Raw genomic sequence first — 26177 nt, 5'->3', positions numbered from 1 at the left:
TTTTTTTATATGAAATTATTACCTGCCTGACATTGTTTTAGCTCCCACTTTACTGGTTTGTCCCAGTATGAACCCGGGAGCGAACCTGCTCATGATCTTCAGCACGCGGGCAAGACCCGGATAGATCTCCAATGTATCTTTTTGCAATCCCTTAATAGCAACGTCGATCAATTTGTCTGGTTCCATCAGCATTTTGGGATCAAAGCCCTCCTCTTCCTTGAACTTGTCATTCAGCGGCGTCCTTGAACCAGGCGCCAGCAATTCGAACACCTTGACAGATGTATTTTTGAGCTGTACCCGTAAAGATTGTGTATAGGAATGAAGTCCGGATTTGGTAGCCCCGTAAACAGGAGACAAGGGGAAGGGTACCAGGGCGATACCGGAAGTTACATTGAGGATCGCCGCCGATTTCTTTGACTTCAGATGGGGCAGGAATTGTTGCACCATACGGATAGGTCCCATCAGGTTTATTTCAACCTCACGGGTGATGTCATGAAGGTCCATTGAGGTATCGTGCAGGTTGATCTTACGCATTTCTCCGGCATTGTTGATCAGGATGTTCAGCGCAGGGAAACGGCTGGTAACCTGCTCAAATAAGCGTTTTATCGCTTCCGGATCGCTTACATCACTTTGAATAATCTCTACTTCCGGAAGACGCCTCTTTGTTTCGTCGAGCTTTGATTGATCTCTTCCTGTAATGATCACTTTATTGTCAAGCGCCAGGAGACGTTGGGTTAATTCGAGTCCCAAGCCGCTTGTTCCGCCCGTGATCAGGATTGTATTCTTGCTGAGTTCCATCTTTTGTACGTTTTAATTTGATAGAACAAAGATCAGACGAAACAGGGTTCGCTGTTTACGAGAATCAATCCATTATTTGCAAAAAAGAAACCTCCTCCACCTATTCACGATAAGATAAAGGGGAATAAGAGGTCTGCTTTTTGAAGAAGTTGGAGAAAGTGGCCAATTCTTCAAAGCCCAGGCTATAAGTAATATTTGATAAGAGTCCTTTTTTTTACAAAGATCTTCATTAGATCGTTGATAAAAAATAATCCGACACACTACTCACAATATCATCAATATTCGCATTATAAAATCCGGACCCATTCATACAACCACATTCAACAATATAATACTCATCCCCACACAAACAAATATCCATTACAAAAACATCATGAGGAGTATATTCCTGACACCTTGCTTCCGCAAAAGAAATTACCGTTTCAGGACATCCCTGCTCCTTTTTCAATTTAAAATATTCTCTATACTTTGATGCAGCAATCACTTTCTTGTTAACAATCCAGAGACGCCATTCAAATTGAATGTTATAAGGCTCAGATACCACAATCTTACTTTCAAGAGATAAATTAGTATTCTCAATGATCTTAAGTTTATTATACCAATCTCCTATCTCGTCAAAACGTTTCACCTCTCCTGCAAAGGATTTGCTATCATCGTCCGGACGAATAAACAACTGCTTATCCGGACTATAATTATCTCCTTCTATTAACGCTTGAAAAGTACTGATTGAAGCATCGTAATTAAGCATATATCTCCCCCACTTCTCAATATAATTTTCTATTGAAAAGTTCTTCTCATCATAAAATACACCTTGCTTAAGCTCTTTATTTTTAAATACAAGATCGTTAAAAGTCGTAGAGCCGTAAATGATGGATTTCCGGCTTTTATCAAATGCAGGAAGCTCGGAGGTAAAAGGTATGATATCTAATCCAATGAATTTGACACCAATCTTTTCGCAGAAAGCTGCTATTCTTTCAAAATCATTTGTGAGGTTTCGTTGTATCACCCATTGAATATCCATATAATTCATAATACAAATCTAGTAAATCACTTCATCAAAAAAGACCTTTTATCACAATTAGTAATAAGCCAAAGCGATAATCGCTATCCCCAAACCCAAGCAATATTCCCTTACTTATTCATCACACCTTTATCCTCAGATTTAATTGACGCTGTGGATTTTAACAGAAAATAAAACATAGCCTTAACGGGTTGACTCATGGGCCTTTTATCATTTAACCATGCCGATAAATTTGTTTTGTCAATTCCGGTTTCCTTTTCAATATCCTTAATTTTTATGCCTCTTTTTTCCAGACTGTCCCGAATAAATGATGTACTAAGTTCATCAACTTTAGGATGCGAATATGGTATTGCCTGTACGTGAACAATGTAATCATTGATATAACGTGAAAACAAATCTTTCGTTATTTTAACTAATTTGGGTAAGTCTGCATAATTCTCGGAAAGGCTTTTGCCCTGAGATGTTTGTATTGTTATTGTTTTCCCCTCATTATCTACTCTCAAAATTTTGAACTCAATATTTGAGAATCTTCGATGCTGTAAGGCACCAAATTCCATTTTTTTAATTGATTCGTCAGCGAGGAAATCAATTTTCCGCAAATTCTTAATTTCCATAATTTTTTTTTTAAAGGTTATGTATATCAAAGTAAAAAGCAGGGGAAGAAATCTCCCCTACTTCTTTTTACAAAATTTTCAGCTCATTGTTTTCAATGTTATAGATAGCAATTTGTTCATTGGCAATTCCTGCCTCTGTTGCCTCTATTTCACTTTCAAACACCATAACTGTGTCCCAGTAAAAAACGCCTTCATTATTCCAATACCCAACTATACCTGTGGTACCAGTTGCATATTTAAGGACCTTCAGCAAGCCTTCGTCTCCAAAACTATTCTGTGTTTCAATTTTGGCAACTACCCAGCCTTTTTTTACTGGTTTTAAACTGGGCACATACACTGTGAATCCATTAGGATTCTCTTCTGCAAGACACATAAGTGCATTAAGAACATCCATCTGAAAATTCGCCACTTGTATTCCGTAGGCACGGTTATAATAGTTCAAAGAACTAAGGGCAAAGTTAGTATAAAGTTTGTTAATTACAAACTTTATACTAACTTTGCCCTTATTATACCCGGCCTAAAATACTGTTAGTTGCTCATCTCTAATAGATACTGCCTTTCAATCCTCGCACAACTACAAATATATCCCACCTGAAACTTCAATTCTTTGTCCGTTTACCCATTTGGCATCACCGGAACATAAAAAGGCAACTACACTTCCTATATCATCCGCATTACCAACCCTACCTAAAGCCGTCTGTGAAGTAATGAAACTTTTCGTCTGTGGATTGTTCCTTATTGTCGCTCCGTTGAAATCCGTTTCTATCGCACCAGGCGCCAGTACATTGGCCCTGATACCACGAGAGCCGTACTCCTTCGCTACATAACGGGCGAATACTTCTATCGCCGCTTTACAGGAAGCATATGCAGAATAACCAGGTACATTAAAACGTGTAGAACCGGAAGAAATAAAGATTACACCACCGTTATCATTCATCAAAGGAAGAGATTTCTGCGTAAGAAAATAAACGCCTTTAAAATGAACGTTCATCAGCTCATCAAAGGTATCCTCTGTAATATCCGCGATAGAAACAGATCTGCCTATACCAGCATTGTTAATGAGATAATCAAATTTATCCGTGTCCCAGGTGGCTTTCAGCACATCCTTTACCTGCTCCAGGAAGCTATCAAAAGAGGCGGGTTTGGAAACGTCGAATTGTAAGGCAACAGCTTTAGTGCCCGCCCATGTTATTTCTGCTATTACATTTTCCGCCTCCTGTTTATTGGTGTTGTAAGTCAATATAACATCAATGCCTTTTGAGGAAAGAGCAATGGCCATATCTTTTCCCAGTCCACGGCTACCACCGGTGACTAACGCAATTTTATTCGTTTTCATTTCATTTGAATTAATAACGCAAAGTTACTACCACTGGTAACGCAGGCTATAACGAAATTCAAATCAAGGATTACGAAATTCAATCATTCTTAAATTGCAAAGGAGTAATGTTCAATTTCTTCTTGAAGAAATTATTAAAATGGGTCACTTCATTAAAACCTAAAGTGTAGGCGATCTCAGATACATTCCAATGCGTGTTTTTCAAAAGGATCTTTGCTTCCTGCAATACCCTTTCCGCAATAATATCAGAAGTAGTTTTTAACGTCGTTTCTTTCAACGCCTTATTAAGATGGTTAACATGAATAGACAACTGATGAGCGAAATCAGAAGCAGAACGTAACTGGAACCGTTGCCGGGTATCTTCAATAGGGAACTGACGTTCCAGCAGTTCCAGGAACAAAGTAGAGATCCTGCGGGAAGCATTATTATCCTGGTTTGGGACACTCCTGACAGGTTGCATTTTCGTGGCGCTGTGCAGCAGCTCGAACACCAGGTTTCTCAGGGCATCATACTTATGTACATAATCCGATTCAATCTCTTCATACATACGCTCATAAATGGATCTTATACGAACGGCCTGCTCATCCGACAGTTCAAGTACCGGTGTCCCGGCCGGCTGGAAAACAGCATAGTCTTTCAGATTGCCGAAATGATGGAAAAAAGCAGCCGTAAATACACATATATAACCACTCTGCTGCTCGTCCAGCGATTCCCAGTTGTAAGGTATTAAAGGATTAGAGAACAATAACGCCTGCTTATCTATTTCAACGGTTTTATCGGCATAATGTATTTTCCTTCTGCCAATAAGCAGACTGATTTTGAAGTAATCCCTCCGGCTATAGGGTACTGGTCTGGCATGCTTTCCAACAAAATCCTCAATCCTGAAAACATTAAAATGTCCGATTTCCTTTTTCAAGCTATCGGGGACCCAATTGAGCTTTCTTTTATAGAAATCTTCTATCGTCTCTGTTTTATTCATTTTACAATATTACGAAATTCAAATAGGGGATCTGGCAGAGAAAAAATAATTTTCACATTTTTTTTGCAATTAATTTTGAGAATTATTTTTAATTTGCTCCCCGTTTAAGACAACAGCTCCCTGTTGTATGGAAAGGTAAATAGCTATTATTTCATAAAGAATATAATCCTTATTTATTAATCTTATGTCTGCGAAAAAACAGTATCCAAAACGGATTAAGTTCCACTCTTTTTTTTGTCTTTTCTTATTATTATTGAGTAAACAAAGTATTGCGCAGAAAGGTACTCCTCCTTTTACAGCAAGGCTGATGAACATCGAAGCTGCCGCCAATACCACTTTTACCTACAACACAAAACTTCGTAACGCGGCCTCCCTGCCACGTATTTACCAGCTCTCTGCCACGATTCCTCCCGGTTGGAATATAGCCTTCAAAGTGGAAGGTATGCAGGTAACATCCCTTAACATCGATTCCGGGAGGACCCAGGACATTACCATAGAGATCAATCCTACCATACAAACTAAACCTGGCAAATATGCCATTCCCGTAGTGGCAACTGCCGGATCGGATTCCACCAGGCTAAACCTGGAAGCAGTGGTGAAAGGGACTTATACCGTTCAGCTCACAACTCCCTCCGGAAGGCTCAGTGATGATGTGACCGAAGGTAGCCGGAAAGAGATCCACCTGCTGGTGAAAAACACGGGTACCATTGCGCTCGAAAACCTGGCGCTTTCTGCACAGGCCCCTCCGCAATGGGAAACAACATTCTCCCCTTCCACAATTACCAGACTGGAACCCGGCAAAGACGAGGAAGTTATCGCCACCCTGCATGTTCCCGATAAAACCATCGCAGGAGATTATGTTACCACGTTCTCGGCCAGGAACAACAATAGTTCGTCTGATGCAGCTTTCCGTATGACTGTCAGGACCTCCGTCCTTACAGGATGGCTGGGCCTTCTCGTTATACTGGTGGCGCTGGGCGTTGTGTATTATCTGATCCGTAAATATGGCAGGAGATAGCAGCTTATGGAACAACCAATCATTGAGATGAATGGCCTCACCAAACACTATGGCTCCTTTAAGGCTGTAGACAACCTTCACCTGTCTATTAACAAAGGAGAGATATTCGGTTTGCTGGGCCCCAATGGTGCAGGTAAATCCACCACCATACTGATGCTGCTGGGATTAACAATACCTACTGCGGGAGAGGCACGTATCTGCGGGATTAATGCTTCCCGCAACCCTATCCCGGTAAAACGTAAAGTAGGCTACATGCCCGACAACGTAGGCTTCTATAATGAACTCACCGCGCTGGAAAACCTTATCTATATAGGAAGACTAAACGGCATCCCGGAAAAAGAAGTGAAGAATATTGCCAGGGAAATGCTCGTAGAGGTTGGACTGGAAACTGCCATCAATAAGAAAACCGGGACTTTCTCCCGGGGGATGAAACAGCGGCTCGGCCTGGCAGATGTGCTGATCAAACAGCCGGAAGTCATCATCCTCGATGAACCTACGCTGGGCCTGGACCCGGCAGGGGTAAAAGATTTCCTGGAACTCATCCGGCAACTGAACCAGCGTCAGAACCTGACCGTATTATTATCTTCCCATCACCTGCATCAGGTACAACAGGTATGTAATCGCGTAGGCATATTTGTGGCCGGGCATTTACTGGCTGAAGGCAATATTGAAACGCTCACCGGCAACCTGTTCAAAACAGCGCCTTATGTAGTACAGGTGACCTTGAAAACGGCCATTATGCCTGATGTACAGGCACTACAATTGCCAGGGGCGGAAAAGATAACGATCAATGGAGATGTTATAGAGATTTCAGGGCAGGAAGATATTACACCTGATATCGTCCGCTACTTTGTACACAAAGGTTTTGACGTTACCAGTGTACAGAAGAAAACTTACGGTCTGGATGAGATTTATCAACAATATTTTGAAAATAATTTAAAGGAAAACGCACCCAATGAAAAGTCAGGCAGGTCTTTTTTCGGCAGATTCAAAAAGCATTAGTTCTCCATTTCTTGTGATGATGAGAAAGGAAGTGGCAGACCAGTTACATAGCTTGCGCTTTATTATCCTGGCAGCACTTATCCTGTTCACTTTCTTTGGATCCATGTACGTGTCCATGGCTAATATCAGTAAGGCGATAGCCAATTCACGTGATCCGGACAGATTGTTTTTATATCTGAAATTATTAACGACAACGGATGGATCACTTCCCCCCTTTCATATATTCGTGGGTTTCCTGGGGCCATTGCTGGGTATTAGTCTGGGTTTTGACGCTATCAATTCAGAACAATCCAATGGTACTTTGATCCGGCTGATGGCACAACCTGTATACCGGGATTCTCTTATCAATGCTAAATTTGTCGCATCCCTGATCGTTATCAGCACGCTATTTTTATCTCTCAATCTGCTGATGATAGGCGGTGGACTGATGATCACGGGTGTAAGGATAGAGCCGTCCGAGTTTATACGCATCCTGTGTTTTGTTGTATTGAGTATTATCTATGTATCCTTCTGGCTTAATCTATCCATACTTTTATCGGTAAAATTCCGGCAAACCGCTACCTCGGCGCTGACAGCCATTGCTATCTGGTTGTTCTTCACGATTTTCTACCAGATACTCGTGAATATTATCATAAAGGCAGTACTTCCCGATCCCAACATGCTGTCACAGGAGCAATTGATTTCATACAACGGGATCGTGATGACATTCCTGCGCTTTGTACCCAGTCAGCTGTATACCGATGCAACCACTACCCTGCTGATGCCTTCCGTACGCAGCCTGGGACCGCTAACCATGGAACAGATGGCCGGCGCTATCCCTTCACCTCTTTCCCTGCGTGAAAGCCTGCTGGTAGTATGGCCACAGGTAAGCGGACTTATTGCAGCAACAGTCGTATGTTTTGCCGTTTCTTATTATATCTTTATGCGGAGAGAAATACGGACATGATATGCTAAAAACACCACCTGCCCAAAGTGTGTTTTGAAATACACTTTGGGCAGGTAATAATTCAAAGCAATAACTATTTCTATCCATAGATCAATAGTTATTCCAGCCCCATTTAAAACGCCCTGGCAAAATCCGTAGCAAAATCCTTAAAAGTGATCTTACCCGATACAGGGTATTTATTCTGTTGATAATGGGTAGACAATAACCCTTCCCTTATCGCTACTCCCATCGCTACAAAATAGTTTTCAGCAAGCTCTTTGGAAAAGCCGTTTTGCATAAGGCCCTGTAGTAACTGTTCATCTGTAAAAGGAACCCAGGAGATCGGCTGACCAATAACATCCGCTAATATCTGTGCTACTTCGTTGCCATTCTTTTTGTCGCTCACCAGGTAATGAATATTAACACCGGTAAAAGAAAGAGTATCCAATGCATCTGCGGCCACAGCTGCAATATCATGAGGATGAGTCATGAACATGTCAACGGTTCCATCGAAGTTATTCCCGATGATGTGCTGATGTTTGATCATCTCTATTGCGCCGAAGAAATTCGTATAAAACATACCCGGGCGAAGATGTAAAACATTAATGCCGTTCAGGCTTTCTTCCAGATTATGATATTCTTTTAATGGGCCCTGACCTGCTAAAGGAGAACCTACGCTGCTAAGGTTTACAACGTAGCGAACACCCGCCTGTTCAATCGCTTTGGCATAGTTACGGCTTACACTGGTCATGAAATCCGGATTATTATTCGGCGGTATCATGGTATAAACTGCATCTGCCCCTTTAAACGCATTTACAAGAAAATCAATATCTTCCACAGATCCTACCGCTGCTGTAGCGTTCAGATCTTCAATTGCTTTTACTCTTTCCGGGCTTTGGGTAACCACTGTTACCTGATGTCCTTTCGCAGTTAATATCTCTGTAATTCCTCTGCTGATGTTGCCCAATGAGCCTGTGATTGTAATCTTCATATTGTCATGTATTTTTTCGTAAACAAAACTAAAACTTTACTTACTTTTATACATGTACTTACCCTAAAGTATGTATCTATGACCAAGGTTAAAGAAAGCTCTACTATCCAGGCGAACAAAGAAATCGTTTTCAGGGAATGTCCTGTAACATATGTTACGGACAGAATCGGTGGACGATGGAAACCCTCGATCTTATTCAATTTATTAACAGGTAGTAAGCGGTACAGTGAATTGAAGAATAGTATTCCCGGCATAACTGAAAAGATGCTGATACAACATCTGAAAGAACTGGAAACAGATAAGCTGATCATGAAAGATGTGATGTATAGTTTAACGGCTTCCGGAGAAAGTTTAAGACCAGTACTGCATGCAATGGCAGAATGGGTAATTGAAGACAGTAAAAACAATGCCAGGGATATCTCTAAAAGCCTGGATAATTTTCCTATATGAACGGATTGGATAACCCTGCCTGGTCGGCACTCACCAGCATACACAGTAAATTTTCAGAAGGTACGGAACATGCTAAACGTTACAGAGCAGATATTGCACCTTTCGTAGCATGTATTGATGATAAGATGGCGGAGATCGATCCATTCATCAATGCCGGCGAAACGTTCTTTATGATTGGCGATCTTCCCGTTTTACCTGCCAATTATGAGATCGTTCATGAGATTCCCTGCGGACAAATGCTGCTTACCGGTAAGATACCGGAAGATGCGCCGGCCTTATTATTAGATGAAACTGATAAGACCGATATGTTTAACCTGATCAACAGTGTGCAGCCAGGTCTATACAAACCCGATACCCGGCTGATGGGGAATTATTATGGGGTTAAACTGGATGGTCAGCTGATAGCCATGGCAGGAGAACGCATAAAAATACCCGGGTATACAGAACTAAGCGCTATCTGTACCAATCCTGCTTATACCGGCCGCGGATATGCGCAGCAACTGATTAAACATCTCTGCCGTACACATGTAGCAGCAGGGATCGTTTCTTATCTGCATGTAGCATTATCGAACGACCGCGCTGTTCGTTTATACGAATTCATGGGATTTGAAAAACGCAGGGACATCAGTTTCTGGTTGTTGAAAAAGCTATCTTAACTTTATCCTCTCTATTTGCCTTCTATGCCTGAGGATATGCACGATAGCATGTTCCATCAACTGTTCTACATCATACTGCTGTCCCCAGCCTGTATTTATCTTTAGTGCATTATCCAACTGCTCCAGTTCCTCATCTTTAAACTCTTTCAAAACATCCTCTGTGAATGAGATAACACCCGTCAGATCATCCATGTATTCCTTCATTGTGAGATGAAATACCCTGTCTGGTCTTGCTTTGTTATGTCCTTTCAGATTATGGATGCTGGTAGCATAACCATATCCGGAATGGACGATATGAGATAAGATCGTCTGAACAGATCTGCAGTTATCGTCGGTTGTATGAGGATCTGTGATGATGGTTAAAGCATCATCAGGGATCGCTGATATCACTCTTTTCAAATCTGAAACAGCACGTTCATATTCATCAAGTAATGCTCCTATTGCACCTTTTCTGTAGGATTGGGTCATCTTATCTTTTCTCAAATTTATATTAAATTATTTTCATTGGATAACCTTCAATTTGGCTCTAACTATATAAAATTACCCACTTAGAGCCAATTTGCCCGTCAATTTGGCTCTAAGTGGGTAATTTTATACCTTTAGAGCCAAATTGCTCATAATATGGCAACAATTACTGGAAGAAAAAAGGAACTGGAAATACTGGAGAAGGTGAAATCTTCTGAAAAATCCGAGTTTGTAGCAATATATGGAAGAAGGAGGGTTGGTAAAACCTTTTTAATCAGAGAGGCATTTCAACAGGATTTTGCATTCTATCTTACAGGTGTAGCACATACAACCCTGAATCAGAATCTCTATAACTTTCATAGAGCATTGCAAAAGCATTACCCTGAAGAAGCAACCAATGTCCCGGAAAATTGGTTTATAGCTTTTGGCCAGTTGGAAGAAGCATTATCGAAAAGCAAAAAAGAAAAGAAAATAATTTTCCTGGATGAGCTTCCATGGCTCGATACTGCACAATCAGGATTTATTCAGGCCCTTGATTATTTCTGGAATTCTTATGCCAGTGCAAGAAAAGATATCGTACTGATTGTATGTGGCTCTGCTGCATCCTGGATGATCAATACCCTCATTCATAATAAGGGAGGTCTACATAACAGAATTACTTATCGCATACGACTCGAACCATTTACTTTAAACGAATGTGAGGAATTTTTCCAAAACAGAAGAGGCGTATTTAACAGGTATCAGCTTATTCAACTCTATATGGTTATGGGAGGAGTACCTTTCTATCTTGATTATATAGATGTGGGAATGAGCGCGTCACAAAACATAAACAAACTATGTTTTCAACGGGATGGAATGCTGGTAGAAGAATTCACTGATCTTTATACATCCCTGTTCAATAAAGCAGAAAAGCATCTTACCATTATTGAAGCCTTAAGTAAAAAAACAAGAGGCCTTACACGTATAGAAATTATTAACACCACCAACCTGCCTAATGGAGGAAGTACAACAAGAATACTCAAAGAATTGGAAGAAAGTGGCTTTATTCGTAAATACCTGTCATTTGGCAAAAAAGAAAAGAACAGCCTTTATCAATTAAGTGATTTTTATTCTTTATTCTATATCAAATTCATACGGGGAAATCATAAGACAAATGAGGACGCCTGGATTAATGGACTTGATACACCCCAACAGAGGGCCTGGAGTGGCTATGCCTTCGAACAGGTATGTATGGCACATTTATCCCAGATTAAACAGGCATTAGGTATAAGTGGAGTTCAGACAAATAGTTCTTCGTGGATAAATACAGGAGAAGGCAAAAAAAAGCAAATAGATCTTGTAATAGATAGAAGAGATGATGTAATAAATATCTGTGAAATGAAATTCTCCATTACATCTTTTATAATTGATAAAAAGTATCATGAAGAACTTCTGGATAAAATTGAAACTTTCAAGACCGCTACTCAAACAACTAAATCTATTTTTTTAACAATGATCACTACTTTTGGGGTTACCAGAAACATATACTCCAATAGCATTGTGCAGAATAGTTTAACAATGGATGATCTATTCAAGTCTTCGTAGCCGTAAAAAATCAGGAATTATACATCCTTTGCTCTAAAAAGACATAGATATATTATTAATACTATATATTTGCCTGCCAACATTTTATAAATGAAAAATACAATCCCCGCCGGCAAAGGCCTGGTGATACCGAAAGAGTGGCTGGTGATCAATCAACACCCCATCACACCTGCCAAAGATATCAGACCGGCGGACCAGACATTCCTGACTTTCCCCGAGTGGTTCCTGGTATTCAGTCCGGAAGAACAGGCGAACTACTTTAAACAGCATACGGCCACCAGCTTCCCTTATATGACGCATACCGCGCAGATCTGGAGAAGTTATGGTATCATGAAAAAACAGATCAAAGGGAATTTCCCTGTCAATTACGGCTATCATTTTATGATATGGGTCATTGGTGTAAGCACCACCGTGGAGTATACAATGAAAGCATTGTACGAAGCCATTGTGGGCAGATTGACCAATACGAAACAACCAGTTACACCCGAAGATCAATTCGCAGCAACATTCACCCGGGACTATGTCGATTTCATTAAAGACCGCCCCTGGTATGAATTCAATTTCAAAAGCCGCTTAAAAGACCTCTGGAAAAACACGGCCTCCTCCGGACCACATTTCTTCCGGAAATGGGACCGCAAATATGTACTCACAGCAGAACTGCTTGTAAAATTCATTTACGGTAAACTGATTGGCCTGGGAACAAAGCAGGTATACGGACAGGCACTACCAACAACCGCAGTAATATTGGACGATGACAGTCTGCATTACCTGCCCCGTTACGACAAATTCGCAACTGCTGCCCTGGAACTGGCTAAAAGCGGACATCATTTTAAGGAGATTGCGGGAAATAATTCAGCGATATTATTAACCGTGTGGGTATCTGCGGATCATTCCACAACTTTCGACCAGGCACAAACGGTGTTTATACAACCTATATCCTCTTATCCATCTATGAAACGGGTGGCAATAGCCACCCCCGTTCCAAACTTAAATAAAGTATTATTACAACTGGATAAAGAGAAAGTACAGGTAGAGCATGTGTTTGATTTTTAATGTTCGCTGAACATCGCCATCATATTCTCCAATCCTTCTTCACAATGTAAGGCATCTGTCTGCTCTAAGGTCATCATTGCAGTCTCAGAAGCTCTTGCACGCATCTCCTTTTCATAATGCGCGATGGCTGTCTGCGTATCAGGAAATGCGGTACTGGTAAGGCAGATACTCAATTCCAATGCATCCAGCATCGCCATATTTACACCTTCTCCGGCATAGGGTGGCATTAAGTGTGCAGCATCACCTAACATGGTAAGATTGGGCAGCGCCTCCCAATGCTGGTCTAAAGGCATACAATACTGTGGACGGGGAATAAAGTTCGTACTGGCGTTCTCGAATATCTCCAGCCATACAGGCGCCCATCCTTTGAACTCCTCTTTAAACCAGTTTATTACCTGCGTCTTATCCGTAAAATCTATTCCGCTATTGTGATACCAGCACTCGTCTGATTTAAAGCCACAATAGTATGCCAGGCTGCCATCTCCTTTAGCGCTTACAATTAATGTTTTCCCATCTCCCAAAGCGAATATTTTCCCGCCACTTAACAGCTCATGTATTTTGGGAGAGGCCGTTGCAGAATTATATACTACACCTTCAATAGCTGTCACACCGGCAAAGAAAGGCCGGATAGGTGTGATGAGCGGGCGTATTTTAGAGTTGGCCCCATCTGCTGCAATAACGATGTCTGCCTGCGCAGATGTCCCATTTTTAAATGTCAACGTCCAGGTGTTGCCGGTTTCGGACATAGATACAAACTGGCTGTCCCATACAACAGTATCCGGTGCTAATGAATCCAATAATATCTTTCTTAACGGGCCGCGGTCTATTTCCGGGCGGGACATTTCATCAGATGCATTGATATCCTCATCCATCAGGATGGTAGCGTCTCTGTCAACAATACGCATCTTATCCGCACCCGGACGGTAATTCGCTTTGAATGCATCTATCAGTCCGGCTTCACGCAAAGCCCTCAATCCTGATTCATCATGGAGATCTAATGTGGCACCCTGTACCCTTACATCTTTATTTACATCTCTTTCATAGACTTTTACATCTGCACCTTTTATTTGCAGGAGTCTGGCCAGAGTAAGGCCTCCGGGGCCTCCGCCCACGATAGCTATTCTTTTGTTTTTCATACTATTGTTATTTAAGGATTTCTTTAATGAAATTTTCATTTACTTAACAAAAGTTTTTTAGCTTAAATTAACTACATGAAAAAGACGATTGCCGTCCTGGCCACCCTCATCACTTTCCATATTGCATATGGACAGGTAACTATTGAAAACCTGCTGTCTGTTCCCTTTCCCACAGAGTTAAAAAGCTCGCCCGACGGAAAACACATTGCCTGGGTCTTTAATGATAAAGGCGCCAGAAATGTATTTATCGCGGATGCGCCGGACTTTATCCCGCGCAAGGTGACTAACCACCGCAAGGATGATGGTCTGGATATTACCAGCCTTGCTTTTACCCCGGATGGCAACCGCCTGCTGTTTACAGAAGGTAATACTACAAATGGCGCAGGTGAAGCTGCCAACCCCGCTTTATTACAGGAAAAGACGGGGCAGTTTATCTGGGTTGTTAATGTAGACGGATCAGGACTACGAAAAATTGTATCCGGTGATAATTCAGCTCCGGGTAATGATATAGTTGTCTTTATTTCAAAAGGCAAAGTATGGCGGGCATCTCTGACAGATACAGCAAAAGCCCCCGCACAATTATTTGAAGCAAGAGGGAATATATCAGATCTGCGCTGGTCGCCCGATGGGAAAAACCTTGCGTTTATCAGCAACCGCGGGGACCATGCTTTCCTGGGCATCTTTGATATAAAAGATAGCACTGTAGCATACCCCGATCCATCCGTAGATATCGATATGCAGCCTGTCTGGAGCCCCGATAGTAAATGGCTGGCCTATATACGTGTACCCAACAGGAAAGACGTATTACCCTTTACAGAATTGCGCAAAGGCTCGCCATGGAGCATACGTCTGCTGGAAGCAGGGAAAGAGCAGGCAAAAACACTGTGGAAGGCAGCTGAAGGCAGAGGCAGTGTATTGTATACTCATATTCCTGATACATATAACCTGTTGCTGTGGACGGCTGATAATCAACTGGTATTCCCATGGGAAAAAGACGGGTGGCAACACCTGTATGCACTGGATATCTTTTCCGTTGCTGCTCCCCGTTTACTAACACCAGGCGAAGGTGAGGTAGAAAACATGTTACTGAGCGCGGACGGCAAATCCGTTGTGTATAATACTAATATTAACGATAGTCATCGCCGCCATATCTGGCAGGTAGCAGTAGCCGGTGGTAACCCCGTACAACTATCCAAAGGCACAGGTATTGAATGGTCGCCCGTAAACACACAGGCAGGTATTGTTGCTATACAATCTACCGCTATCACTCCGGGCTGGCCCATAAAACTGGACGGTATGGAAAAGATAGCGCCGGCATTATTCCCCTCCTCATTCCCGGCAGCATCTCTTGTTACGCCAACTGTAATCTCCTTCCCTGCTAAAGACGGAATGCTGATACATGGACAACTGTTTTTGCCTCCGGGATATCAGAAGGACACCAAATACCCTGCCCTGGTGTTTATTCATGGCGGATCAAGAAGGCAGATGATCCTTGGGTTCCACTACATGGCCTATTACAACAACGACTATGCAATGAACCAATACTATGCGTCTAAAGGATACATCGTGCTGGCAGTTAACTACCGCAGTGGTATAGGCTATGGCATGGAGTTCCGGGAAGCATTACACTACGGCGCCAACGGAGCAAGCGAATACAATGATATTATAGGGGCCGGACTATACCTGCGCGGCAGAACGGACGTAAATACAAAACGTATAGGCTTATGGGGAGGATCTTATGGCGGGTTCCTGACTGCCATGGGCCTGTCCCGCAACTCTGATATCTTCGCCTGCGGGGTAGATATACATGGCGTTCATAACTGGAACGATGAAATGAAAAACTGGTTATCTGATTATGATCCTGCTACCAGGACAGCCTTCGCGGCTACAGCCCTCGCTTCCTCTCCCGTGAGTTTTGTAAAAGGATGGAAATCCCCGGTGTTGTTCATTCATGGGGATGATGACCGTAACGTACCTTTCAGCGAAACAGTACACATGGCGGAAAAACTGCGGGAACAGAAAGTATACTGGGAAGAACTGATCATCCCCGACGAAATACACGATTTCCTCTTATACAAAAGCTGGGTAAAAGGCTATTACAGGGCGGCTGACTTTTTTGACAGAATGATGAAATAAAACATACTCCATATGGAAATTTACCTACATTTATAGCTATTCCTATAATATATCACTATGACTCTTTCTAAAGAAATTCATCGCGACGGGCATTTTACGTTTACAAAAGAATATAATACTAACGGGGACCTTATTTCAGAAGAATATAAAACCGGGACACAAATAAGATCAAAAAAGATAGTTTACAATGATAAAAAGCAAATCAGCAGCATCTTTGAAACAAGCAAAGATGCCGGGCATTTGCAGGATGGACAGTTAACGCTCTATGCATACACTGGTGACAATTATCGCATGCTTGTATATAAACACGGCACAACCACTTTCGCTGATCATCTCTCTTCCAATCCCATTAAGTCAGGGAAAGAAAATGAAGCATATTATGTAAGAGATACTAAATCTGAAAACGGATTACTGTTATCTGAACATCATGAAGACCGTGAAGAAGGCACAAAATATTCCACCACTTATACCTATAGCAATGGTGTAAAAAGTTCAGAAACCAAAGTAGCCGCAGACGGTACTACTACGAAAATTGCTTACACTTATGAAGGTGGTTTGCTGAAATCAAAACTCACCACTGTGAACGGTCAATTTGCGGATATGTTCATATATACCTATAAGCATAACTTACTGTCGGAAGAACAAAAACTCTGCAAACACGAAGAGGTCCAGTATCCATCCTTACAAAGGCAATATTTCTATAACACTAAACAGGAGTTGGAGAAAACAGTGTATTATGGCAGGTATAATGGCAGTATGAACATTTATAAAACAGAAGAGATCATCAGAAAAGGAAATAGCATCACAAAGAAAAGTGCTGAAGTTGAAAATGCAGAGATGACAATAGGGCGCTATGATCTGACCACGCTTTACAATGAGTTTAAAAACAATAGCATGGAATGGGCGATTCCAATATTCGATAATAAATATTTTCAGACGCATCCCCTTCAGGAAATGAACTGCACCATTGAAAAATATGATACACAGGGAAATATTATTGAGATGACATTCATGCATCCCTTTAATAAAGATGAAGTAATGGGGAAAGTAGTTTATCGAAATGAATACAATGATAAATCATTGTTGGAGTTCGTTATCAGTTACAGGATAACAGACGATGGGCAAAAAGAAGAAATGGATATTAAAAAGTATTATTACTATTGATAAAACAGCGGCTTCAGATCTTTCTATATCTGAAGCCGCTGTTCATTTATAATCCTTCCTTCAGACTCGTTTTTAACTGATCAAGAAACTCGCTTACTGTAGTAGCAGTCCCCGACTCCGGTGTCTGAACAGCACAACCTTTAATTACATAACTATTTACGTCCGCCATCTGCCAGATAGCACCGCCAGTCATAGCAGGATAATCCTTTTTAAATCTCACCATCTCCCCCTTGATCTCATTTGCCGTTTTACTGCCATGAGAAGTACCGCAGGTACTAAATGCACCGCGACAAAGGAATATCGGATAAATAGGCAATTTAGTGCCCAGACTGTCTTTCCAGCGGCCGGGAACATTTCTCATGCCACCATCATAACATTGCAGGTAAATAGCATCAATAAGACCTTTCTTAGAGCCCCTGATCACATCTCTCCAGTATTTATAATTCCTGAACGGACAAAGGGACATGTGCATATTCAGCCGGCCTATCATTTCTCCGTACTTTATCATAGACACACTATTATATACAGATTCATCATCTATACAAACAGCATCTATCCCCATCTCATCTTTCATTACCTTAGTTAATTTATACAGCGTACTATTGGTGCCGGTTCCCGTAGTGATACCAGGAATAACCTTTTTAGCATCTGAAAAATCCTGTATAAAATCAAATGTATTAGGTGGCTGATTGATCCATCTGCCTTCCAGTAAAATTTCAATACGTGTAACCGAGGTTGGACGTTGTTTCAAAGAAGCCACACGTTTCAACCACTCTTTATCACCAACATACCGGCCATCATGAATGATAGGATTTATATTATCATCGCCTGAAAATACATCCCCGTTGGCTTTTATATAAAAGCTTGATAAAATGATAGTCGTGAAACCGGATTCCCGTAATTTTGCATAAGTAGTATCATTACCTGGATACATACCTCTCCCAAACAAGGTTAAGTTAGTATCTGCAACCGGTGCTGGCTGTGCAAAGACACCTATGCCGGACGCAAATAAGAAGAAAGATAAAAGCAGCATTTTCATAGTATAGTATTTATTAATGCGCCGAAAGTAATGAACTAATTTTATAAATCAATACCATCATCTACAGGCAAATTGTACGCCTTCCCCTCATCATCTTTTCACTCCTTTTATCCTGTTTCTCCCGTAAGAATTTTCACAAATTTATCATGCACCTTCCAGCAAAGTAACTTTGAACGTGTAGACAAAGTAGCGATGAAATGCAGTATCTACCTTTGGTCCATCATTAAAAAATAAATGTTATGGCAAAGATTTGGTTTATAACCGGCAGTTCAAGAGGATTAGGGAGAAGTCTGACAGAAGCCGCGCTGGCAAAAGGTGATTTTGTAGCAGCCACGGCAAGAAATCCTGCACAATTGAAAGATTTAGCGGATAAATACGCAGATCATATCTTCCCGGTTACCCTCGATGTAACCAATTATCAACAGGTAAAACAGGCAGTGGAAGATACCATAGCCCGCTTCGGCCGGATAGATGTACTGGTGAATAACGCAGGGTTTGGCATCACCGGCGCTGCGGAAGCATTTACAGATGAAGAAGTACGCAATCAGCTGGAAACAAACCTCTACGCTCCTATTGAGATCACCCGCGTAGTATTACCTTATATGCGCAAACAACGTAGCGGTAGTATTCTGCAGGTAAGCTCCATCGGCGGACGGGTAGCAAGCATCGGCTTAACGATGTATCAGAGCGCCAAATTTGGCCTTTCCGGCTTTAGTGAAGCACTGGCTAAAGAAGTGGCACATCTGGGCATTAAAGTGACCGCTGTAGAACCTGGCGGGTTTAGCACCGATTGGGCAGGAGATTCCATGACCTATGCAAAACATGTGGAAGGGTATGAACCCAGCGTAGATACAAGGGTCGATTTCTTCAAAAGCGGAAAATTCGTACCAAAAGGTAATCCTGAGAAAGCAGCCCGGGTCCTTGTTGATCTGGTGGACCACCCTGAGCCTCCCGTACATCTTATCCTGGGCAGTGATGCAGCAGCCATTATGAAACAGGCTGCTACGGCCAGGCAGGAAGAATTTGAAAAATGGTTACCTGTAACGGTATCTACAGACGAAGATAAATAATACGATCACTATTCAGCTATCAGATTTCCTGTACTTACCATCAAATGGTGAGTACAGGAATATTTGTAAATGATGTTCAATCTGGCTATATTCATATTATAAAGTAACCCATATGAATATATATGCTGGCAAATCAAAGGGAAATCCGGATAAAACAATTGTTAACAATCCCACACAAAAGCAAGATACTGCGGTCCGGTATGCAGATAACAGGCCGGAAGCCATTACCCAAAGAATGGTGCAGGATATGGCAGATAAAAGTTTGCAGATAAGACAACTCAAAGCTATTCAGGAACTGGCTGATCATGGCGCCCATCCTGATAAAAATGCGGTCCCGCCTGTACAGGGTGTTTTTAAGGTGGAAGGTATGCGTGATAAGTTTATTGAGTTATTGAATGCAATTTTAGCGCCGGCATATGAGGCCGTTCTGAATCGAGAAAAAGAACTGCAACTGGATGTACTGAATGCAGAAATAGCACTTAGTAATACACCGGCAACACGCCTGGTAACAACACTAAATAAACTGATCAATGATGGTAAGACCATCATCGGATTCGTTGAAAGCCATCCGGGTTTTAGTATCGGCGAATTCGGTTACAGCGCCGTTGACCTGGAAGACGTAAAAGCCTTTGGTATCAATTTACCTGCAGGTAGAGGCCCTGAAGCAGCAGCCGTCCTTGCCCATGAACTTTACGAACAATACGCTAAACAAAACAAGGACCTGGAATATGATAAGGCGCATGCTAAGGGGATTAAGGTAGAAGAGTATGTTACCGGCGGAAGACGAATGGGCACAAATGTCCGTGAAGTGCAAACAGAGAAAATAAAAGAAGAAGAAGGTACAGAGAAAGAGAAAGAGAAAGAAGAGGAAACAGGAGAAGGTGAAATTCTTGTTCACAAAGTAGAGGATTTATTATATGTCTATGAGAAATCCGTTGTACTGGTATCGATTACGTTTGATTATAACCAGGTAACGGATGTTTCCAAACAGGATGTTACAGAAAAAGTATTGGCATTAATGAATGCCTCACGTGAAGAAGGGAAAAAACTTGATGCTTCCACGGTCGGAAATGCGCTTGCAGAAATAAATACCGCGCAACCTGCTTTAATTAACACGATCATTCGGATCCTTATTTCAGCATAACTAAACTAAAGGTCATATTCATTTGTTACCTCAGTAAATATACATTTATGCCTAAGTATGTAATCGAACGGGAAATTCCTGATGCAGGTAAATTATCTCCCGAACAATTAAAAGGTATCTCACAAACCTCCTGTGGTGTACTACGTAATCTGGGGCCGGAGATCCAATGGGTACAGAGTTATGTCACCGGCGATAAAATTTATTGCATTTACATCGCACCTAATGAAGAAATGGTGCGGGAACATGCAAAACAGGGAGGCTTTCCTGCAAATTCGGTCAAGAAAGTGTTTGCAGTGATAGACCCGACAACGGCAGAATGAACAGGTTGAACCCAAAAGTATTTGTAGACATTAAAAAGGCTCCGTCAGGAGCCCCGTGTTTGTAGCACATTAAACAACAAACCCAGACTCCGCCAGAAGTCCCCTGATATCAGGGGACCTCTGGCGGAGTCTGTTACGTAGAAGATAAATTGTTGCTAAACCAATAACATATAGAGAGTATATGAGCTATGGGACTTTATCAGTAGCTTTGTAGCCAGAGGCCAATTTTTATGTTAAAAGTATCATCGTTTCAAATTGCAGATAGTATCGACATTAAAACATTTAAGTCTGTTTTTACTGCCGAACTGTTATATTCAGATTCAGATGAACTGTTTTACCGCACAGATTCAGATGCGTTCATTTACGTATTCAAATTCGGTATCGTAGGTTTTTTCAACTACAATGAACTACAGATCGCCGGCTTTATAGAAGTCATCAATCCTTATTGCAAAAACAAACTGGATAACAGGCTCAGTGAAGAGTTTGAAATTGAGACCAATGCTCCCAGGATGAAACTGGGCTTTAATAAAATTGAGCTGACCAGCATCGATTCTAATGTATTGAGGCTGGTCATGCTGAATGTTTCCCAGTCGGTGGCCCTGGATTACTATTCACAGACTACCAACATCCTGCTGGAAGAAACGAATTATCATACCCAGATCCTGGAAAACAAAGGTAGATTAGATCTTTCCGGAGTAAGCCTGAAGAAATATATTGGCCGTACACTGAATATCAAAAACCGTATCACCGCCAATCTGTACATCTTCGATTCTCCCGATGAAACCTGGGAAGATGAAAATCTGAATAAACTGGATGTAGGGCTTAAAAAGACCTTCGATTTACAGGCCCGTTTCCGTACCATCCTGGAAGGACTGGCCATCGTAAAGGAGAACTTAGAGCTGTTTAAGGATATACTTCAGTACCGTAACAGTACCCGCCTGGAATGGGTCATTATCATACTCATCCTGGTAGAAGTGGTCAACCTGTTCGTAGAAAGGATCTTCGGAAAAACATGATCTACGGTTCAGCTATGCTTTACGGCAACATATCTTTTATAATAATACAGATAGGAAACGACCAGCATGCCCAGAAAGAACAAGGGGTCCAGCGATGCGATACCATCTCCGCTGCTGAGATGAGCGATGATGGCAGAAACCAGTACGATGGTGAGCCCGGCATATGCAAACTCCTTTATTCTGGCTGGAATCCCCGGTATTAATATGGCCAGTGCCCCTAATACTTTTGCAATGGATAGTTCTATCCTGAAATAACCGGGCAGTCCTAAATGTGTAAAAGCACCTTTCACATTATCATTAAAAGCAAAATAACAAGCGCTTATCAACATTACAGCAGCAACAATTACGGTTGTTGCCCAATAAATGATTTTGTCTTTTTTCATGTTCAGTTAAATTTAAAAACGCTCAACAATATGATGGCAAAAAATAAGACAAGCTGGATAGCATGATACCAGCCCCAATTGTCTTTTAACCTCCCTGAAGCAGTACTGTTCTCCAGTGCAGTCTTGATTTTTAACCGCTGGCGACGACCTATCAGCAAACTGCTTAATACAATGATCAGTACCAGCGCAAACTTTATCCTGAACCATAACTGTTCCCCGAATACGCCCCCTGTCATCGCCATCATACCTATTCCGGTAAGCACGATCAATCCTATCCCTATCCTCATAAATACATGAAATTTTGCGGTGGCATTTAACAGCATCTGGGTTTTTATCTTGTCCTGATCAAACTGGCTAAAGATGATAAACTCCACCAGCGTCAGACCTGCAAACAGCAACAGACCTATAATGTGAAATAATATAAGGCTTGAAAAAAGCATAGTACAGTGATTTAATATTAAACGTATCCGATGTAATTAATTCAAATATACTACGAAAACATATCAATAAACAAGTTTTCGAAGTATTTTTTATAGATTTACTTCGAAAACAATGTATTTCAGATGAATAAAGCAGTAGAACTAATTACAGAATGGGGGGCTTTTGATGAAAAGCACCCCAATGGGGATCTTGAAGAATTTTGCAGATATTATCTGAGCCATAAAAGAGAGAACGTTGAAAATACACCGCCTGGCAAGTTTATGCCAACCAGTCCCGATGGCATGCTGATGCGCCTGATCGGAAGGATTTTCAAGCTGCATACATTATACACCGCAACAATAATGGAGGGAACCGGCATTAATACAATAGACGAATATTCCCTGCTTAATACCGTTCAGCAGTTGAATGAGCCAAGAAAAACAGAGGCCATTTATGCTGCCCTGCTGGAACTTTCCACCGGAACAGATATGATGAACCGTTTAAAGAAACTGGGCTATATCAGTGAAACGGATGACAAGGAAGATAAACGGTCTAAACGCATTAAAGTAACTCCCAAAGGAGATAAAGTACTGATCACCTGCAGGAAACGGGTCAGCCTGTTGGCAACGATGCTGTTCCATCACGTCAGTGAAGACGACAAACGCTTATGTTTCCAGCTATTAAAAAGCGTAGATACCAAGTTTACAGGGCTCTGGCAATCTCACAAAGGAAAGAGTTTTGAAGAGATTTATGCCGAAGTGGTTAAAGCTCCCGGGGAATAATCTGATCTTAAAGTAAGTTTTCAATATATATACTAATCAATTATTAATCAACCAATTAAGTCATTATAAATATCCGGGACCGGACAAATATTGTTCATTATTGGATTAATTGTAAAACTTAGGGGAACCGTTTTCAATGATGTTTTCCGGAAGGTCAAAAGAGACTTTATCAATTTTAAACTTCTTTTTAAGTTTCTGCACAAACAGGCCCAGTTCATCAAAGGAATCTATATCTGTTAAGATGAGGTCATCGAAAGTATAAAAGGGAATACCGGGATGAGCCGCAAATAAAAGGGTGGCCATGTCTTTAGACTGTGTGCTATTCGTCATTTGTAAACCTACTATCGTTTTATCCCTAAACTTCAGTCCGTATAATAATCCTTTGGGAATCAATTTATTAACAAGGTATCCCTGTTTCTCAAATTCGAATGTTACAGTGAGGCTGTATTCCCTGTCAATGATATTATCGATCCAGAAGGAGAGTTCATCAAAAATGGTGATGATAGTAGATCTTAAGCCTGTTTTGAAGTTATTCTTCTTTGTTTTCTCTACCCAGTTTTCAGCAAACAAACTATCGATGGTCATATCTCCGTTTGTGAGGTTGGTGATTTCACCATAGTATTTAGTCAGTTTGCTCATTTTTCTATAAAAGTAAGCATTAAAAAACCCGCCTGAGCGGCGGGTCCTGTATTTTAAGAAATCTTTCTGACATATTTGGTAAGGATCACGATCGTCTGTCCTTCTATTTTCCCCTCTATCTGTTCCGTATTATCCGGCACCAGCCTGATATTCTTCACGACTGTACCCATCTTTGCATTGAGCGTAGAACCCTTTACGTCCAGGGATTTTATCAGTGAAACGGAGTCTCCGCTTTGTAATAAGTTACCGTTACAATCTTTATGGAGTTGTACGGCATCATCGTTATCGTGGTCGCCGGTAGCTTTGGCCCAGGCGAGATTCTCATCACTCAGGTACATCATGTCCAGGCTATCCATTGCCCAGCTTTCGTTCTTCAAACGGTTCAGCATACGCCAGGAAACCACCTGTATACCCGGTACTTCGCTCCAGATCGTATCTGCTAAACAACGCCAGTGGTTGCTGTCTAATTCTGCTTTTCTGTCTATCTGGTTCCGGCAAGTATCACAGATGAAAATGCTGTTTTCTTCTGTGGCATAAGACTGTGGCAATACTTCATAGACCTTTAAAGTATCCCCCGATTGACATAATTCGCATTTATTACCGCTCCTTTGCTGTAGTTGTTCTTCCAGTTTCATTGATTGAAAATTTTCGCAAAGATAATACTTTTATCGGGTGTTTAAATAATCCTGCCTGTCTGCCAGCATCAATTCCAGCTCATCTTTCCAGAACCCTTTTTCTGTTATTGCCCTTTCATCTGCTTCTATCATGCGTTCTTTCATCGTGTTGAACTGGGTATCTGTGAAACAACTGTTACGTATACCTTCTTCTCCTTCTGTCAGCATTACAGCATCTTCAAAGTCCCGGTAGATGATCAGAAAATCTGCCAGCGCATTAATGGATGAATTGAAAAACAAAAGGCCATTCGCAGTCAGCTGTTTTAATTCATTGTTATCAATTATGATCAGATCGCCGTCCCTGCATAAACCTATTGCCGGATATTTTTCATGCGCTGCAAATTCGAAAGACAGAAACGGGGACGCATATATGGGCAACCCTGTTTCAGTCAGAAATGCAGCAGTATCTCCCACTAAGTTAAACCGGGTGAGTATATCTGATGATATAACAGAAAGCGGCTGGTCTGTAATTCGCCAGGCACGTTTAAATTGCTGGGACGTCATGTATGCAAAGGTAACAGATGCGACAATATAACGAGGACACAAAGACGCTAAAAATCAGATTCTTGAAGGCGCTACGCCATAAGTCTTTTTAAAAGCAAAGGAAAAATGAGACAGATCTTCAAACCCTAAATCAAGGTATACATCTGAAGGAGCCTTCCCCTTTTCTTTGATGAGATAATGCGCTTCCTGCAATCTTCTCTGTTGTAACCAGCGACTGGGGGTCGTGTGAAAGATCTTGTCGAAATCGCGCTTAAAAGTGGCCAGACTACGACCAGTTAAATAAGCGAACCTTTTCAACTCTACATTGAAGTGATAATTCTGCAACATAAAACTTTCCAGATCGATTTTGTCCGGCTCCGAGAAATCGAATAACACATCTTTCAATTCAGGTCTTGTGTGCAGCAATATCAGTATCGCTTCTTTTAATTTTAAAGACAACAGGTTTTCATTGCCCGACTGCTTTATCTGATCATAAGGCTTCAGGGAATCCAGGTAGCCTTTATATAACGGGTCTGAGGCCAGGTTGATAATAGCGTCCCCTGCTACCCTTTTCTCTGATTTATAGCCGTATTCCATGCTGAAATTGCGCAGGGTATCCTGATCAAGATAGACAGAGATAGATTTGTACTCCCCGTTTTCCGGTGGGTACTTGACAAACTTTACCAGGTTATTCCTCTTACAGAACCTGAAATCGCCCTCCTTTATCGTATACTCCTTTTCCCCATCGTTCATCACAAGAGAACCTGCCAGCTGATAGCTGAACACATGTTCCTTTACAAACTGCTCTCCTTCCCGGCTCCTGGAAACATAACAGGAATAGAGTATCTGCGGAAAAGGTTTATTCTGGTGGATCATATC

General features: G+C 41.5%; 30 protein-coding genes. 14 read left to right on the top strand and 16 right to left on the bottom strand.

Annotated elements, in window-relative coordinates:
- Window positions 1-18: 18 nt before the first annotated feature.
- The 6 genes from GO495_RS14675 to GO495_RS14650 form a co-directional block, all read right to left on the bottom strand.
- A complete protein-coding gene (locus tag GO495_RS14675) occupies window positions 19-798 on the bottom strand; it encodes an SDR family oxidoreductase (RefSeq protein ID WP_157300448.1) in 780 nt (259 codons plus the stop codon).
- Between the two features lie 229 nt (window positions 799-1027).
- Window positions 1028-1819 (bottom strand): ATP-grasp domain-containing protein, encoded by a 792-nt coding sequence (locus tag GO495_RS14670; RefSeq protein ID WP_157300447.1) that lies wholly within the window; start codon window positions 1817-1819, stop codon window positions 1028-1030.
- Window positions 1820-1929: 110 nt separating this feature from the next.
- Window positions 1930-2433 (bottom strand): helix-turn-helix transcriptional regulator, encoded by a 504-nt coding sequence (locus GO495_RS14665; RefSeq protein WP_157300446.1) that lies wholly within the window; start codon window positions 2431-2433, stop codon window positions 1930-1932.
- 67 nt (window positions 2434-2500) lie between these two features.
- Entirely contained in the window at window positions 2501-2875 is a 375-nt protein-coding gene (locus tag GO495_RS14660; RefSeq protein ID WP_157300445.1) for a hypothetical protein, read from the bottom strand.
- 132 nt (window positions 2876-3007) lie between these two features.
- Window positions 3008-3769 (bottom strand): SDR family NAD(P)-dependent oxidoreductase, encoded by a 762-nt coding sequence (locus GO495_RS14655; RefSeq protein ID WP_157300444.1) that lies wholly within the window; start codon window positions 3767-3769, stop codon window positions 3008-3010.
- 79 nt (window positions 3770-3848) lie between these two features.
- Complete coding sequence (locus tag GO495_RS14650; RefSeq protein ID WP_157300443.1) at window positions 3849-4748, bottom strand: helix-turn-helix domain-containing protein; 900 nt, start codon at window positions 4746-4748, stop codon at window positions 3849-3851.
- A gap of 253 nt (window positions 4749-5001) precedes the next feature.
- Between GO495_RS14650 and GO495_RS14645 the strand changes: the two genes are divergently transcribed.
- From GO495_RS14645 to GO495_RS14635, 3 genes are read left to right on the top strand one after another with little or no spacing between them, the layout of a single operon-like run.
- The gene (locus tag GO495_RS14645) at window positions 5002-5766 is read left to right on the top strand and encodes a COG1470 family protein (protein ID WP_240915228.1); all 765 of its coding nucleotides are present in this window, start codon (window positions 5002-5004) and stop codon (window positions 5764-5766) included.
- A 6-nt stretch (window positions 5767-5772) separates the two neighbouring features.
- A complete protein-coding gene (locus tag GO495_RS14640) occupies window positions 5773-6768 on the top strand; it encodes an ABC transporter ATP-binding protein (protein WP_157300441.1) in 996 nt (331 codons plus the stop codon).
- Window positions 6722-7714, top strand: coding sequence for an ABC transporter permease (locus GO495_RS14635; RefSeq protein WP_157300440.1), 993 nt, complete (start codon window positions 6722-6724; stop codon window positions 7712-7714). The genes GO495_RS14640 and GO495_RS14635 overlap by 47 nt, the downstream gene beginning before the upstream one ends.
- A gap of 112 nt (window positions 7715-7826) precedes the next feature.
- Here GO495_RS14635 and GO495_RS14630 read toward each other — a convergent pair whose 3' ends face one another.
- A complete protein-coding gene (locus GO495_RS14630) occupies window positions 7827-8684 on the bottom strand; it encodes an NmrA family NAD(P)-binding protein (RefSeq protein ID WP_157300439.1) in 858 nt (285 codons plus the stop codon).
- Between the two features lie 78 nt (window positions 8685-8762).
- On the opposite strand from GO495_RS14630, the gene GO495_RS14625 reads away from it, so the two are divergent.
- Both GO495_RS14625 and GO495_RS14620 read left to right on the top strand, forming a co-directional pair.
- Complete coding sequence (locus GO495_RS14625) at window positions 8763-9134, top strand: winged helix-turn-helix transcriptional regulator (RefSeq protein ID WP_157300438.1); 372 nt, start codon at window positions 8763-8765, stop codon at window positions 9132-9134.
- A complete protein-coding gene (locus GO495_RS14620; RefSeq protein WP_157300437.1) occupies window positions 9131-9790 on the top strand; it encodes a GNAT family N-acetyltransferase in 660 nt (219 codons plus the stop codon). The genes GO495_RS14625 and GO495_RS14620 overlap by 4 nt, the downstream gene beginning before the upstream one ends.
- Here GO495_RS14620 and GO495_RS14615 read toward each other — a convergent pair.
- Window positions 9782-10258 (bottom strand): DinB family protein, encoded by a 477-nt coding sequence (locus tag GO495_RS14615; protein ID WP_157300436.1) that lies wholly within the window; start codon window positions 10256-10258, stop codon window positions 9782-9784. The two genes, GO495_RS14620 and GO495_RS14615, sit on opposite strands and share 9 nt — an antisense overlap.
- Window positions 10259-10411: 153 nt before the next feature.
- Here GO495_RS14615 and GO495_RS14610 point away from each other — a divergent pair, with 153 nt between their 5' ends.
- The gene (locus GO495_RS14610) at window positions 10412-11839 is read left to right on the top strand and encodes an AAA family ATPase (protein ID WP_157300435.1); all 1428 of its coding nucleotides are present in this window, start codon (window positions 10412-10414) and stop codon (window positions 11837-11839) included.
- A 90-nt stretch (window positions 11840-11929) separates the two neighbouring features.
- The gene (locus GO495_RS14605; RefSeq protein ID WP_157300434.1) at window positions 11930-12892 is read left to right on the top strand and encodes a hypothetical protein; all 963 of its coding nucleotides are present in this window, start codon (window positions 11930-11932) and stop codon (window positions 12890-12892) included.
- Here GO495_RS14605 and GO495_RS14600 read toward each other — a convergent pair.
- The gene (locus tag GO495_RS14600; protein WP_240915227.1) at window positions 12889-14028 is read right to left on the bottom strand and encodes an FAD-dependent oxidoreductase; all 1140 of its coding nucleotides are present in this window, start codon (window positions 14026-14028) and stop codon (window positions 12889-12891) included. The two genes, GO495_RS14605 and GO495_RS14600, sit on opposite strands and share 4 nt — an antisense overlap.
- 75 nt (window positions 14029-14103) lie before the next feature.
- Between GO495_RS14600 and GO495_RS14595 the strand changes: the two genes are divergently transcribed.
- Both GO495_RS14595 and GO495_RS14590 read left to right on the top strand, forming a co-directional pair.
- The gene (locus GO495_RS14595; RefSeq protein WP_157300432.1) at window positions 14104-16164 is read left to right on the top strand and encodes a S9 family peptidase; all 2061 of its coding nucleotides are present in this window, start codon (window positions 14104-14106) and stop codon (window positions 16162-16164) included.
- Between the two features lie 57 nt (window positions 16165-16221).
- Window positions 16222-17328, top strand: coding sequence for a hypothetical protein (locus GO495_RS14590; protein ID WP_157300431.1), 1107 nt, complete (start codon window positions 16222-16224; stop codon window positions 17326-17328).
- Between the two features lie 46 nt (window positions 17329-17374).
- On the opposite strand, the gene GO495_RS14585 is transcribed toward GO495_RS14590, so the two are convergent.
- The gene (locus tag GO495_RS14585; protein WP_157300430.1) at window positions 17375-18367 is read right to left on the bottom strand and encodes a hypothetical protein; all 993 of its coding nucleotides are present in this window, start codon (window positions 18365-18367) and stop codon (window positions 17375-17377) included.
- 239 nt (window positions 18368-18606) lie between these two features.
- Between GO495_RS14585 and GO495_RS14580 the strand changes: the two genes are divergently transcribed.
- The 4 genes from GO495_RS14580 (at window position 18607) to GO495_RS14565 (ending at window position 21917) form a co-directional block, all read left to right on the top strand.
- Window positions 18607-19437: an oxidoreductase gene (locus GO495_RS14580; RefSeq protein ID WP_157300429.1), complete on the top strand. Its 831-nt coding sequence runs from the start codon at window positions 18607-18609 to the stop codon at window positions 19435-19437.
- Between the two features lie 112 nt (window positions 19438-19549).
- The gene (locus GO495_RS14575) at window positions 19550-20581 is read left to right on the top strand and encodes a hypothetical protein (protein WP_157300428.1); all 1032 of its coding nucleotides are present in this window, start codon (window positions 19550-19552) and stop codon (window positions 20579-20581) included.
- Between the two features lie 47 nt (window positions 20582-20628).
- The gene (locus tag GO495_RS14570) at window positions 20629-20901 is read left to right on the top strand and encodes a DUF4242 domain-containing protein (protein ID WP_157300427.1); all 273 of its coding nucleotides are present in this window, start codon (window positions 20629-20631) and stop codon (window positions 20899-20901) included.
- Window positions 20902-21131: 230 nt separating this feature from the next.
- A complete protein-coding gene (locus GO495_RS14565; protein ID WP_157300426.1) occupies window positions 21132-21917 on the top strand; it encodes an RMD1 family protein in 786 nt (261 codons plus the stop codon).
- 8 nt (window positions 21918-21925) lie between these two features.
- Here the strand turns inward: GO495_RS14565 and GO495_RS14560 are convergent, their stop codons facing one another.
- Window positions 21926-22300, bottom strand: a complete 375-nt coding sequence (locus GO495_RS14560; RefSeq protein WP_157300425.1) for a DoxX family protein — start codon at window positions 22298-22300, stop codon at window positions 21926-21928.
- 2 nt (window positions 22301-22302) lie between these two features.
- On the bottom strand, window positions 22303-22740 hold the full coding sequence (locus tag GO495_RS14555) for a DUF2214 family protein (protein WP_157300424.1): 438 nt from the start codon (window positions 22738-22740) through the stop codon (window positions 22303-22305).
- A gap of 123 nt (window positions 22741-22863) precedes the next feature.
- On the opposite strand from GO495_RS14555, the gene GO495_RS14550 reads away from it, so the two are divergent.
- Window positions 22864-23502, top strand: coding sequence for a MarR family winged helix-turn-helix transcriptional regulator (locus GO495_RS14550; protein WP_157300423.1), 639 nt, complete (start codon window positions 22864-22866; stop codon window positions 23500-23502).
- Window positions 23503-23607: 105 nt separating this feature from the next.
- Here GO495_RS14550 and GO495_RS14545 read toward each other — a convergent pair whose 3' ends face one another.
- From GO495_RS14545 to GO495_RS14530, 4 genes are read right to left on the bottom strand one after another with little or no spacing between them, the layout of a single operon-like run.
- Window positions 23608-24141, bottom strand: a complete 534-nt coding sequence (locus GO495_RS14545; protein WP_157300422.1) for a hypothetical protein — start codon at window positions 24139-24141, stop codon at window positions 23608-23610.
- A 53-nt stretch (window positions 24142-24194) separates the two neighbouring features.
- Window positions 24195-24776 (bottom strand): PhnA domain-containing protein, encoded by a 582-nt coding sequence (locus GO495_RS14540; protein ID WP_157300421.1) that lies wholly within the window; start codon window positions 24774-24776, stop codon window positions 24195-24197.
- A gap of 30 nt (window positions 24777-24806) precedes the next feature.
- Window positions 24807-25319: a hypothetical protein gene (locus GO495_RS14535; protein ID WP_157300420.1), complete on the bottom strand. Its 513-nt coding sequence runs from the start codon at window positions 25317-25319 to the stop codon at window positions 24807-24809.
- 54 nt (window positions 25320-25373) lie between these two features.
- Window positions 25374-26174, bottom strand: a complete 801-nt coding sequence (locus tag GO495_RS14530; RefSeq protein WP_157300419.1) for a helix-turn-helix domain-containing protein — start codon at window positions 26172-26174, stop codon at window positions 25374-25376.
- Window positions 26175-26177: the final 3 nt, after the last annotated feature.

Source organism: Chitinophaga oryziterrae (genome assembly GCF_009758125.1).
In the GTDB taxonomy this organism is placed as follows: domain Bacteria; phylum Bacteroidota; class Bacteroidia; order Chitinophagales; family Chitinophagaceae; genus Chitinophaga; species Chitinophaga oryziterrae.
This window is presented reverse-complemented; position numbering and strand designations above follow the sequence as displayed.

Coding starts and splice junctions, on each gene's coding strand:
- GO495_RS14675 (WP_157300448.1), bottom strand. CDS start 798: ATGGAACTCAGCAAGAATACAATCCTGATCACGGGCGGAACAAGCGGC.
- GO495_RS14670 (WP_157300447.1), bottom strand. CDS start 1,819: ATGGATATTCAATGGGTGATACAACGAAACCTCACAAATGATTTTGAA.
- GO495_RS14665 (WP_157300446.1), bottom strand. CDS start 2,433: ATGGAAATTAAGAATTTGCGGAAAATTGATTTCCTCGCTGACGAATCA.
- GO495_RS14655 (WP_157300444.1), bottom strand. CDS start 3,769: ATGAAAACGAATAAAATTGCGTTAGTCACCGGTGGTAGCCGTGGACTG.
- GO495_RS14650 (WP_157300443.1), bottom strand. CDS start 4,748: ATGAATAAAACAGAGACGATAGAAGATTTCTATAAAAGAAAGCTCAAT.
- GO495_RS14640 (WP_157300441.1), top strand. CDS start 5,773: ATGGAACAACCAATCATTGAGATGAATGGCCTCACCAAACACTATGGC.
- GO495_RS14635 (WP_157300440.1), top strand. CDS start 6,722: ATGAAAAGTCAGGCAGGTCTTTTTTCGGCAGATTCAAAAAGCATTAGT.
- GO495_RS14630 (WP_157300439.1), bottom strand. CDS start 8,684: ATGAAGATTACAATCACAGGCTCATTGGGCAACATCAGCAGAGGAATT.
- GO495_RS14625 (WP_157300438.1), top strand. CDS start 8,763: ATGACCAAGGTTAAAGAAAGCTCTACTATCCAGGCGAACAAAGAAATC.
- GO495_RS14620 (WP_157300437.1), top strand. CDS start 9,131: ATGAACGGATTGGATAACCCTGCCTGGTCGGCACTCACCAGCATACAC.
- GO495_RS14615 (WP_157300436.1), bottom strand. CDS start 10,258: ATGACCCAATCCTACAGAAAAGGTGCAATAGGAGCATTACTTGATGAA.
- GO495_RS14610 (WP_157300435.1), top strand. CDS start 10,412: ATGGCAACAATTACTGGAAGAAAAAAGGAACTGGAAATACTGGAGAAG.
- GO495_RS14605 (WP_157300434.1), top strand. CDS start 11,930: ATGAAAAATACAATCCCCGCCGGCAAAGGCCTGGTGATACCGAAAGAG.
- GO495_RS14600 (WP_240915227.1), bottom strand. CDS start 14,028: ATGAAAAACAAAAGAATAGCTATCGTGGGCGGAGGCCCCGGAGGCCTT.
- GO495_RS14595 (WP_157300432.1), top strand. CDS start 14,104: ATGAAAAAGACGATTGCCGTCCTGGCCACCCTCATCACTTTCCATATT.
- GO495_RS14590 (WP_157300431.1), top strand. CDS start 16,222: ATGACTCTTTCTAAAGAAATTCATCGCGACGGGCATTTTACGTTTACA.
- GO495_RS14585 (WP_157300430.1), bottom strand. CDS start 18,367: ATGAAAATGCTGCTTTTATCTTTCTTCTTATTTGCGTCCGGCATAGGT.
- GO495_RS14580 (WP_157300429.1), top strand. CDS start 18,607: ATGGCAAAGATTTGGTTTATAACCGGCAGTTCAAGAGGATTAGGGAGA.
- GO495_RS14575 (WP_157300428.1), top strand. CDS start 19,550: ATGAATATATATGCTGGCAAATCAAAGGGAAATCCGGATAAAACAATT.
- GO495_RS14570 (WP_157300427.1), top strand. CDS start 20,629: ATGCCTAAGTATGTAATCGAACGGGAAATTCCTGATGCAGGTAAATTA.
- GO495_RS14565 (WP_157300426.1), top strand. CDS start 21,132: ATGTTAAAAGTATCATCGTTTCAAATTGCAGATAGTATCGACATTAAA.
- GO495_RS14560 (WP_157300425.1), bottom strand. CDS start 22,300: ATGAAAAAAGACAAAATCATTTATTGGGCAACAACCGTAATTGTTGCT.
- GO495_RS14555 (WP_157300424.1), bottom strand. CDS start 22,740: ATGCTTTTTTCAAGCCTTATATTATTTCACATTATAGGTCTGTTGCTG.
- GO495_RS14550 (WP_157300423.1), top strand. CDS start 22,864: ATGAATAAAGCAGTAGAACTAATTACAGAATGGGGGGCTTTTGATGAA.
- GO495_RS14545 (WP_157300422.1), bottom strand. CDS start 24,141: ATGAGCAAACTGACTAAATACTATGGTGAAATCACCAACCTCACAAAC.
- GO495_RS14540 (WP_157300421.1), bottom strand. CDS start 24,776: ATGAAACTGGAAGAACAACTACAGCAAAGGAGCGGTAATAAATGCGAA.
- GO495_RS14535 (WP_157300420.1), bottom strand. CDS start 25,319: ATGACGTCCCAGCAATTTAAACGTGCCTGGCGAATTACAGACCAGCCG.
- GO495_RS14530 (WP_157300419.1), bottom strand. CDS start 26,174: ATGATCCACCAGAATAAACCTTTTCCGCAGATACTCTATTCCTGTTAT.